Consider the following 10,399-nt stretch of genomic DNA (forward strand, 5'->3'; position numbering starts at 1 on the left):
GCGGCTCATTGCTTGCCCAGTTCCTGCAGCAGGCGCGTCGTCAGGTAGATGCGGGGCACGATCGAGTCGATCTCGATGTATTCGTCCTTCGCGTGGTAGCCGAAGCCGGCGATGCCGAAGGACTCGACCACCGCGGGCTTGCCGGAGCGGCCCGCGAAGCCGGCGTCGGTGCCACCGCCGGTCATGGGCACGAAGGTCATTTCGCGGTCGATTTCCTTGTAGATGTCCTGCGCCTTCTTCGCGACGGCGAGGCCCTTCTCGCCAGCCAGGAAGGCCGGGCGGTTGGTCTGGACCTTGACGGTGGTCTCGGTGTCGGGAATCAGCTTGCTGCCCGCGATCTTGGCCTGGAGGGCGGCTTCAAGCTTCTTCTCGGCGCCGGGTTGGGTGATGCGGATGTCGCCCAGTGCCTGCGCCTTCTCCGTGATCTGATTGATCGGGCCGGTGGCGGTGGCCACGGTCCAGTTCAGCGCGACGCCGGGTATGTCCTTGGCGACGTCTCTGGTCTGCAGGATCTGATGGGACAGTTCGTACAGCGCGTTGCGGCCCAACTCCGGCGCGGCGCCCGCGTGCGAGGCCCGGCCCTTCACGTCCAGCGTGGCCTGCGCGGTGCCGGCGGCGCCGAGCAGGACCGGCTCGCCCTTGGCCTTGGTGAACGCCTTGGCAAGGGTGGGCTCGAAGGACAGCACGTAGTCTTGCTGCTCGGCGGTGGTCGCGATGAGTTCGCCGGAGGCGCCCGAGCCGACCTCCTCGTCGGTGTTGAAGACCACGGTGAGCGTGTCGAAATCCTTCCAGCCCGCGTCGCCGAGGATCTTCAGCGAGGCCAGGATCAGCGCGATGCCGCCCTTGTCGTCGGCGATGCCGGGGCCATAGATGCGGTTGCCCGGGGTGTCGACGCGCCAGCCCTGCGTCTTGAGGATGCCGTCGGGGTACACCGTGTCCATGTGCGCCTGCATCATCACCTTGCGCTTGCCGGTGCCCTTCAGCGTGCCGACGACGATCTCCGCCGGTGCGCCGCTGGCGGTCTTGATGCGCTGCGTCTTGAAGCCGAGCGCCTTCAGGCGAGCCTCGGTGATGTCGGCCATCTTCATCAGGCCGTCGGAGTTGAGGCTGCCCGATTCGACGAGCACCATTTCCTTGAGGTTGTCGACCAGCGCGGGTTGCGCCTTCTCGGCGGCGGCGAGCAACGCGGCGTCGGGTGCGGCTTGCGCAGCGCTGACTGCAATGGCCAGGCCGCAGGCCAACGCGATGGAAGAAAGGAAGGCGGGGATACGGGGGGTCACGGGGAAAGCTCCTCTGGTTGTTATGGGAAAACCAGTGAGCTTAACCACGTCGGCGGGGAGGCTGGCCCCGGCCTGCAAGGCGCTGCCAGGCAGTCGAACGCAGGTCCGTGAGGCGCCCGCGCCGAGTGCCCGGGCTCAGGACTTGTCGCTGCTCAGCTTGGGCAGCGAGGCGCCGCCGTCGTGCGACAGGAGGCCGGTGCCCGTGTAGAGCGTGAGCTTCTGGCGCGTGTCCACGATGTCGAGGTTGCGCATCGTGAGTTGGCCGATGCGGTCCTGGGGCGAAAACGCGCCTTCGACCTTCTCCATGCTGAGACGCTCGGGCTTGTAGGTGAGGTTGGGCGAGTCGGTATTGAGCAGCGAGTAGTCGTTGCCGCGGCGCAGTTCGACCGTCACCTCGCCGGTGATCGCGCTGGCCACCCAGCGCTGCGCCGTCTCGCGCAGCATGATCGCCTGCGGGTCGAACCAGCGCCCCTGGTAAAGCAGGCGGCCGAGCTTGAGGCCGTTCATGCGGTACTGCTCGATGGTGTCCTCGTTGTGGATGCCGGTCACCAGCCGCTCATAGGCGATGTGCAGCAGCGCGAGGCCGGGCGCCTCGTAGATGCCGCGGCTCTTGGCCTCGATGATGCGGTTCTCGATCTGGTCGCTCATGCCCAGGCCGTGGCGGCCGCCGATGCGGTTGGCTTCCATCAACAGATCGACCGAACTGGCGAAGGTCTTGCCGTTCAGCGCCACCGGGATGCCCTCTTCGAAGCGCACCGTGACCTCTTCGGCCTTGACCACCACGTCGTCCTTCCAGAAGGCCACGCCCATGATCGGGTTGACGATCTTGATGCCGCTGTTCAGGTGCTCCAGGTCCTTGGCTTCATGCGTCGCGCCGAGCATGTTGGAGTCGGTGGAGTAGGCCTTCTCGGCCGACATCTTGTAGCCGAAGCCGTGCTGCGTCATGAACGCCGACATCTCGGCGCGGCCGCCCAATTCGTCGATGAAGAGCTGGTCGAGCCAGGGCTTGTAGATCTTCAGCGAGGGGTTGGTGAGCAGGCCGTAGCGGTAGAACCGCTCGATGTCGTTGCCCTTGTAGGTGCTGCCGTCGCCCCAGATGTTGACGTCGTCTTCCTTCATCGCCGCCACCAGCATCGTGCCGGTCACGGCGCGGCCGATCGGCGTGGTGTTGAAGTAGGTGATGCCTGCGGTCGAGATGTGGAAGGCGCCGGCCTGCAGCGCGGCAATGCCCTCGGCCACCAGTTGGCTGCGGCAGTCGATGAGGCGGGCCTTCTCCGCGCCGTACTCCATCGCCTTGCGTGGGATCTCGTCGTAGTCCGGCTCGTCGGGCTGGCCGAGGTTGGCGGTGTAGGCGTAGGGCACGGCGCCCTTTTGTTTCATCCAGAGCAGCGCGGCGCTGGTGTCGAGGCCGCCGGAGAACGCGATGCCGACTTTCTGGCCGAGAGGAAGGTGTTGGAGGATGGTGGACATGGGCAATGGGTGGGCTCTGGCGAGCCGTTGAGGGCCGTGCGACCACGGCGCATTGGAAAAACGGGAACCGCGTATTTTCTGCGCTTTTTGGGGCGCGGCCGACAGGGCGGCGAAACCGGCCTGCGCAGGGCGATTCAGCGAGGGTTGCTGATGCCGCTGGCCACATGCCCCGACGGCACATGGCGCGCCGCCGCATCGACGTGCCCTATCTGGTCGTCGAAGAAGAAATCCGGCTCGAACTCGCTCAAGAACTCGCCCTTGGGTAGGCCGCCCAGGAACATCGCCTCGTCGACGCGGATGTTCCAGTTCATCAGGGTCTGAATCGCCCGCCGATGAGCCGGTGCACCGCGCGCCGTTACAAGCGCCGTGCGAATCCGCATACCAGTGCTCGACGTCCGCTGCAGCCTGTGCAGCGCCACTAGAAAAGGCTTGAACGGACCGGCCCCCAGCGGTACCGCCGCTTTGCTGCTTTCGTGCGCTTGGAATGCATCCAGGCCTTCGCGTTGGAACACTTGCTCTGCCTCGTCCGAGAACAAGACCGCGTCACCGTCAAAAGCGATCCGCACTTCGTCGGGGTGCAGGGCGCTCGCCAATACGCCGTCGACCCGGACGTGTGCTGCCGGGAAGCCTGCTGCCAGGGCTTCGCGCACATCCATGGCATTGGCGGACAAGAAGATGTCCGCATTGAGCGGCCGCAAATAGCGAAAGGGCGGCCGCCCCTGCGTGAACACGCCGCGCTGGACTCGCAACTCTGCTGCTGCGCCGGAGTTGAAGATGCGCATGCCAGACACGGGATCATTTCGCGACAGAATTACCACCTCGACGCGTTGCACGCCGTCATCGTTGAACCGCAGCAGTTTGCGGATCATTGAATACGCAATCCCTGGCGCCGCCGGAACATCGACGCGCTCCAACTGCAGGCGCATGTACGCGTCGGGGTCGCCCGCGTCGAAGAGCCGGTTCTCTTCCTCCAGGTTGAACAAGGCGCGCGAGGATATCGCCACCACGAGTTTGTCGTCGAGGGTCACCGGCACGGAGCGTCCTTCACTTCACGAATTGGTTGAGCTGGATGATCGGCATCAGCACCGCCAGCACGATCAGCATCACGACCGCGCCCATCGCCACGATCAGCAGCGGCTCCAGGATCGTCGCCAGGTGCATCGCGCGGCGCTGCACGTCGGCGCCGAGCTGGTTGGCGGCGCGCTGCAGCATCTGCGGCAGCTGGCCGGTCTGTTCGCCGAGCCGCGCGAACATCGGCACGATGCCGGGGAAGCGCTTCTTCTGCGCCAGCGCGGAGGCCAGCGGCGCGCCCTCGCGCACCAGCACCAGCGCATCGAGCGCATCGGCGCGCATGGCGTGGTTGCCGAGCGTTTCCGCCGCCGCCTGCAAGGCGCGCAGGATCGGCACGCCCGCCATCGCCAGCATCGCCAGCGTGCTGGCAAAACGCGCCGCGTTGTAGCCGCGCGAGAGCTTGCCGACCAGCGGCAGCTTCAACCAGGCGGCGTCGAACTTGAGGCGCAAGTCGGGCTGGGCCAGCGCGACGCGGGCGCCGATGACGATCAGCACGATCGCGATCAGCATCACCCAGCCGTAGTCGCGCACGAAGCCGCTGATGGCCAGCATGGCCGAGGTCAGAAACGGCAGCGCGCGCTTGGTGCCGGCGAACACGTTGGCCACCTGCGGCACCACGTAGGTCACGAGGAAGATCACGATCACGATGGCCACCAGGGTCACGATGGCGGGATAGAGCGCCGCACCTACCAGCTTCTGCTGCAGGGCCTGCCGTTGCTCCAGGTCGTCGGCCAGGCGTTCGAGCACCATGCCGAGGTTGCCGGTCTGCTCGCCGGCGCTGATCACCGACGAATAGATCAGCGAGAACTCGCGCGGGTGGCGGGCCAGCGCGCGCCCGAAGGACGAGCCCGCATTCACCTCGGCCCGCAGCGAGGCGTTGAGGTTGCGCTCCGGCTCGGTCTCCGATTCCTCGGTCAACGCCGTCAGCGCGCGTTCGAGCGTGAGACCGGACGACACCAGCCCGGCGAGCTGCCGCGTCCACACGGCCAGGCCGCTGGCACTGAAGACCCGGGCGCCGCCGAACCAGCGTTGCAAGCCGGCGGGACTGGGCGAACCGGCGCTCTGGCTGGCGACGGACGTGACCTCGATCGGGATCAGCTTCTGCGCGCGAAGCAACCCGCGCGCCGCACGCGCGGTGTCGGCCTCCAGGACGCCCTTGCGGGACTGCCCCTGAGGGTCTATGGCTTCGAAGGAATAGGCGGGCATGTTCGTAATCGGCAAAATGCGCGAAGCCGCATTGTCGATGCTTGGCACACCCCACGCTCCCGCCATGCGCCCCGCCACCGCGACCCAAGGAGTTATTGTCATGTTGCTTCGATCCATCGCCGGCGCCGCCCTGCTGGGCGCACTCTCTTTGGGCGCGCATGCCCAGGAGACATTCGACGGATACCTCTGTTGCAATTTGAGAACCGACGGCAGCTGGATGAGCGACGCCAACTATGCCGAGAGCGGCAAGCGCATCGTTCCGGCCGGCACGCCGGTCCGCGTGACCGGCTACGGTCGGCAGCGGGTGCTTGTGGAAGTCAACGGCGGCAAGCAGGCCATCGGCAACGACTACAGCCGCGACCTCGATTTGGGCGCCTTTGCGAAGCGCTGGGTGGTCGCAGAAGACCCGTCCCGCAAGATCGCCGGCTACTCGCCGAAGATCCGCGAAGCCATCAAGTCCGCGCGCATCACCAAGGGCATGACGCGCGAGCAGGTCGCGATGGCCGTGGGCTGGCCGATCAGCAGCGAGAACCCCAACCTCGACGTTCCGATCTGGCGCATGTGGATCAGCAGTTTCGGCGGGTACACGGTGAACTTCGACAAGGCCGGCAGGGTGACCGGCGTGGAGACGGATCCGCAGACCAGGGTTCTTGTCTACGTGGATTGATCGGATGCGCCGGGTGCGCTGCGAAAACGGACATCCGGCCGCGAAGGACGCGAAGGTTCCGCGAAGGGAATTCCAAGAAGACTTCTTGATTCTTCTTTTGTCTTCTTTCGCGTCCTTCGCGTAACCTTCGCGTCCTCTGCGTACGGTATCCGCTCCCGAATTCGGCGGCCCTCAGTCCCGCGTCACCCGCAACAGCTCCGCGCGTGAGGTGATCCCCGCCTGCACCAGCCGTTCCCCGTCTTCGCGCATCGAGCGCAAGCCGGCCTTCTCGGCCGCCACGAACAGCTGGCTTTCCGCCGCACGGTTGTGGATCAGCGATTGCACGACCTCGTCGGCCACCAGCAGTTCGAAGATGCCGGTGCGTCCCTGGTAGCCGGTCTGGCCGCAGGCGTCGCAGCCGGTGCCGCTGCACACCGGGCACACCTTGCGCACCAGCCGCTGGGCCAGCACCCCGAGCAGCGATGAACTCAGCAGGAAGGGTTCCACGCCCATGTCGGTGAGCCGCGTCACCGCGCTCACCGAATCGTTGGTGTGCAGCGTCGCCAGCACCAGGTGGCCGGTGAGGGAGGCCTGGATGGCGATCTGCGCGGTCTCGAAGTCGCGGATCTCGCCGATCATGATCACGTCCGGGTCCTGCCGCAGGATGGCGCGCAGGGCCTTCGCGAAGGTCAGGTCGATCTTCGCGTTGACCTGCGTCTGGCCCACGCCGCCCAGCTCGTATTCGATCGGATCTTCCACAGTCATGATGTTGCTGCGCGCCGCGTCGAGCCGCCCCAGCGCCGCATAGAGCGTGGTGGTCTTGCCCGAGCCGGTGGGCCCGGTCACCAGAATGATTCCGTGCGGCTGGCCGATCAGGCTCTCGAAGCGCGACAGCGTGTCGCCCTGCATGCCCACCGCCTCGAGCGTGAGCTTGCTTTCGCTCTTGTCCAGCAGCCGCAGCACCGCGCGCTCGCCGTGCGCCGATGGCAGCGTCGACACCCGCACGTCGACCGCGCGCGTGCCGATGCGCAAGCTGATGCGCCCGTCCTGCGGCAGGCGCTTTTCGGCGATGTCCAGGTCGGCCATGATCTTCAGCCGCGAGATCAGCGCCGCATGCAGCGCGCGGTTGGGCTGCACCACCTCGCGCAGCGTGCCGTCGATGCGGAAGCGCACCGAGGACGTGCGCTCGTACGGTTCGATGTGGATGTCGCTGGCGCCGTCGCGCGCGGCCTGCGTCAGTAGCGCGTTCAGCATGCGGATGATGGGCGCGTCGCCGGCGTTCTCCAGCAGGTCTTCCACGGCCGGAAGCTCCTGCATCATGCGCGCCAGGTCGGCATCGCCCTGCACTTCGCTGACCACCGAAGCCGCGCTCGATTCGCCCATCGCATAGGCCGCGCTGATGCGCTGCGCCAGTTCGTGCGGCGCGAGCGGCTCGAAGGCCGTCACGGCGTACTTGCGCACCACCTCGCTGAGCGCGCTGCGCGGCGGGTTCTGCGGCATCCACAGCGTGGCGTTGCCGTCGTCGCCTTGCTCCAGCAACAGCTGCTGGCTGCGCGCGAATGCGTAGGGGAGGGGGTAGCGCATGCGGGAACTCGTCTGCTAGGGCAACTCGCGCGCCGAAGCCGGGTCGGCCGTGGGCGGCAGCGCGCCTCTCAACGGGCCGCTGTCCAGGCGGCGGCCGTCGTAGTAGGGCGCCATCGGCGGCGGCACCAGCCGCGTGCCTTCGATGCGCTGGTTCGGCGAGACCTGGGGCGTTGGCGACGTCGAATTCAGCGGCGGGACGATGGCCGACTGGTCGACCGACTTCATCGTAAAGCTGGGTTCGGGCTGGTTGCTCAGCTGCAGCGAGCGGATGGTGTTGTAGCGGTCGGCGGAGAACGCGTCGGTGGCGGCGGCATCGCGCATCACCGTGGGGCGCAGGAAGACCATCAGGTTGGTCTTGTTGCGGCTGCGCTTCTCGCTCTTGAACAGGCTGCCGAGGATCGGGATGTCGCCAGCCAGCGGCACCTTGTCGGTGTTGGTGGAATAGTCGTCCTGCAGCATGCCGCCGAGCATGACGATGCTGCCGTCTTCCACCAGCACGCTCGACTCGATGCTGCGCTTGTTGGTGGTCGGGCCGTTGATCGCGGTTTCCGTGCCGGCCGCGACGCTCGACACCTCCTGGAAGATCGTCATCCTGACCGTGCCGTTCTCGTTGATCGTGGGCCGCACGCGCATCGTCAGGCCCACGTCCTTGCGCTCGACGGTGGTGAACGGGTTGACGGTCGAGGTGTTGCCGTTGGTGCTGGCGTAGGAGCCGGTCGGGAAGGGCACGTTCTGGCCGACCACGATCTTGGCTTCCTCGTTGTCCAGCGTCAGCAGGTTGGGCGTGGACAGCACATTGCCCGCGCCGTCGCTGGCCAGGAAGCTCGCGATGAAACCCAGGATGTACTGGCCCGCCGTCATGTGCGCGACGCCGACATTGAGGCCGGCGCTCAGCGTGCTCAAGGCCGCGACGGGTGCGCTGCCGGCGAGCGCCGCGGACAGCGCCAGGATGTTGGCGCCCGTCACGGTGGAATTGGTGCCGATCAGGCCCACGTTGGTGTCGCCCTTCTGGCCCAGCGCGCTTTGCCACTGCACGCCGAACTGGGCCGCCCTGGTCGCGTTGACCTCGACGATCAGCGCTTCGATCATGACCTGCGCCCGCCGTCCGTCGAGCCGGTCGACCACCGCGCGGATCTGCCGGTACTGCGGTTCGCTGGCCGTGATGATCAGCGAGTTGGTGGCCGGGTCGGCCTGGATCTGACCGCCCGTGGAAGGCTGGTTGGAATTGTTCAGCGGCGTGGTGGCCGGTGTCGCGCCCTGCTGGAGGCCGGCCTGGTTCGCCGACGGATTGAGCGCGGCGGCGCCTGCGCCGGTGAGTCCGCCGCTGCCGCCGCGCGCATCGCTCGCGAGGGCGGCGCGCAAGGTGGTTGCGAGCTTCACGGCATCGGCGTTCTTCAGGTAGATCACGTAGATGTTGCCGGCCGCGCCATTGGTGGTGTCGATCGGCGCGCGGTCGAGCCGGTCCACCAGCGTGCGCACCAGTTGCGCACGCGCCGGGTTGGCTGCCCGCAGGATCAGCGAATTGCTGCGCGGCTCCGCGATCAGCGTGGTGCGAAAGGCCGTATCCGCCGTGCCGGGCGCCACGCCAGGGGCGCCGCCCGGGCCCGTTGCGCCGCCGCCATCGATGAGACGTTGCACCAGCGGCACCAGGTCCGTTGCCACCGAATACTTGAGCGGGATGACCTCGATGTCGGAGGCGTTCGGCACGTCCAGCGCCGCGATGATGCGGCCAAGCCGGCGCATGTTGTCGGCATAGTCGGTGATCACCAGCGAGTTGTTGCCGGTGTTCACGTTGATCGTGTTGTTCGGCGGGATCAGGGGCCGCAGGACCGGCAGCAGGTTGTTCGGCGATTCGTAGTTGAGGCGGAACACCTGCGTCACGATCGAGCTGCTGCCGGCGCGCGCCGTGGCGCCGGTCGAGGTGGTCACGTTGCTGGCCAGCAGCTTGGCATCCGCTTCCGGCACGACCTTGTAGAGGCCCTCGGTCTCGACCACAGAAAAGCCCTGCAGCCGCAGCGCGGCGGCAAACTGGTTGAAGGCGGTGGCGGGCGCGATGGCACGATCGGTCTGCAGCGTGATGGTGCCCTTCACGCGGGGGTCCACCACCACGTCGCGCCCTGTCACCACGGCCATCGTGCGGGCCACCGATTCGATCTCGGCATTGGTGAAGTTCAGCGTGATCGGCTCGCCGCGGCGGGGTGCGTCGGGGTTCAGCGGCTGTTGCTGCGCGAACGCGGCCGGCATGCAGGTGGCGAACAGCAGATGCGCGGCGAGCGCGACGATGCCGATGCGAGCGCCGTGTGAAAACGGGTGCTTCATGGTTGGATCAACCCAGTGTAATGAGCGAGCGCGCGCCATCGCGCCGCCCGATGATGTTCAGGAGATTGGAGAGCGCGTCCTCGCGTCCGGGCGCGGCACGGGCTTCACCGTCGAAGCGCAGCGCGCGGCCATTCCATTGGCCGCTGCCGCTCAGTTCCAGGCTGCCTTCCTGCGTGGCGAGCAGCAGCGTCGGCTGCGTGCCGCCCTCCATCGTCAGGCGGTAGCTGCCCAGCGGCTTGAGCGTCGAGAGGGCTGTCGAGATGTCCATGGCGTTGAGTGCGGCGCGCCCGCTCAAGGCGAGCTGGGGGCCGCTCCAGCGCATCGAGAAGGCCTGCGTGGAGATGTCGAGCATGCCCTCGGGCTTGAGCGAGTTCCACGGGGCGCCGAGGCCGGTCAGCATGGCGGCCGGCCAGCGCGACTGGCCGTCGCGCCAAGCGAGTTCCAGGCCGTCGGCATGCGGCAGGGCGTCGAATTCCAGCGGCCTGGCCGCGCAGCAAGGCACCGTGAGGGCGACCTGCACGCCATTCCAGGCAGGACGCAGGCGCCAATCGACCGTGCCCGGCAACGACACCGGCTGGGCGCCGCCCGGGCCGCTCGCGAACACCATGCCGGCCGTGCCGTTCCAGACCGTGCCCTGCGCGTTCACCAGCAGCAGCCGGCCATGGGTGGCCTCGCGCAGCCCCTGCGCCAGCCACCGTGCCGGCGCAAAGGCCGCCAGCGCGACCCCTCCGCCCAGCAATGCGCCAAGCACGGCCCAGCGCCAACCGGAGGCGGGGCGCGAGGAGAGGGCGTTGGCGCGGACGATCATCGGCGGCTTCAGCGC

Annotated in this window: 8 protein-coding genes; 1 reads left to right on the plus strand and 7 read right to left on the minus strand. The window is 67.4% G+C overall.

The annotated features are described in order from the left end of the window. Positions 1–5: 5 nt before the first annotated feature. The 4 genes from HCU76_RS34850 to gspF all read right to left on the minus strand — a co-directional run bounded on the left by HCU76_RS34850 (position 6) and on the right by gspF (position 5,027). Entirely contained in the window at positions 6–1,280 is a 1,275-nt protein-coding gene (locus HCU76_RS34850; RefSeq protein ID WP_218511858.1) for a glutamate carboxypeptidase, read from the minus strand. 135 nt (positions 1,281–1,415) lie between these two features. Continuing rightward, positions 1,416–2,750: an argininosuccinate synthase gene (gene argG, locus HCU76_RS34855; protein ID WP_218511859.1), complete on the minus strand. Its 1,335-nt coding sequence runs from the start codon at positions 2,748–2,750 to the stop codon at positions 1,416–1,418. 134 nt (positions 2,751–2,884) lie between these two features. Then, positions 2,885–3,784, minus strand: coding sequence for a 5'-nucleotidase (locus HCU76_RS34860; protein WP_218511860.1), 900 nt, complete (start codon positions 3,782–3,784; stop codon positions 2,885–2,887). Between the two features lie 10 nt (positions 3,785–3,794). Continuing rightward, on the minus strand, positions 3,795–5,027 hold the full coding sequence (gene gspF / locus HCU76_RS34865; protein ID WP_218511861.1) for a type II secretion system inner membrane protein GspF: 1,233 nt from the start codon (positions 5,025–5,027) through the stop codon (positions 3,795–3,797). 100 nt (positions 5,028–5,127) lie between these two features. Between gspF and HCU76_RS34870 the strand changes: the two genes are divergently transcribed. Further along, the gene (locus tag HCU76_RS34870; RefSeq protein WP_218511862.1) at positions 5,128–5,694 is read left to right on the plus strand and encodes an outer membrane protein assembly factor BamE; all 567 of its coding nucleotides are present in this window, start codon (positions 5,128–5,130) and stop codon (positions 5,692–5,694) included. Positions 5,695–5,865: 171 nt separating this feature from the next. Here the strand turns inward: HCU76_RS34870 and HCU76_RS34875 are convergent, their stop codons facing one another. The 3 genes from HCU76_RS34875 to gspN are packed head-to-tail and all read right to left on the minus strand — an operon-like array spanning position 5,866 to position 10,396. Next, positions 5,866–7,257 (minus strand): GspE/PulE family protein, encoded by a 1,392-nt coding sequence (locus tag HCU76_RS34875; RefSeq protein WP_218511863.1) that lies wholly within the window; start codon positions 7,255–7,257, stop codon positions 5,866–5,868. A gap of 15 nt (positions 7,258–7,272) precedes the next feature. Next, the gene (gspD, locus tag HCU76_RS34880) at positions 7,273–9,576 is read right to left on the minus strand and encodes a type II secretion system secretin GspD (RefSeq protein ID WP_218511864.1); all 2,304 of its coding nucleotides are present in this window, start codon (positions 9,574–9,576) and stop codon (positions 7,273–7,275) included. 7 nt (positions 9,577–9,583) lie between these two features. After that, complete coding sequence (gene gspN, locus HCU76_RS34885) at positions 9,584–10,396, minus strand: type II secretion system protein N (protein ID WP_371319953.1); 813 nt, start codon at positions 10,394–10,396, stop codon at positions 9,584–9,586. Positions 10,397–10,399: the final 3 nt, after the last annotated feature.

The sequence above is a fragment of the Variovorax sp. dw_308 genome (assembly GCF_019207085.1).
Lineage (GTDB): Bacteria > Pseudomonadota > Gammaproteobacteria > Burkholderiales > Burkholderiaceae_C > Variovorax.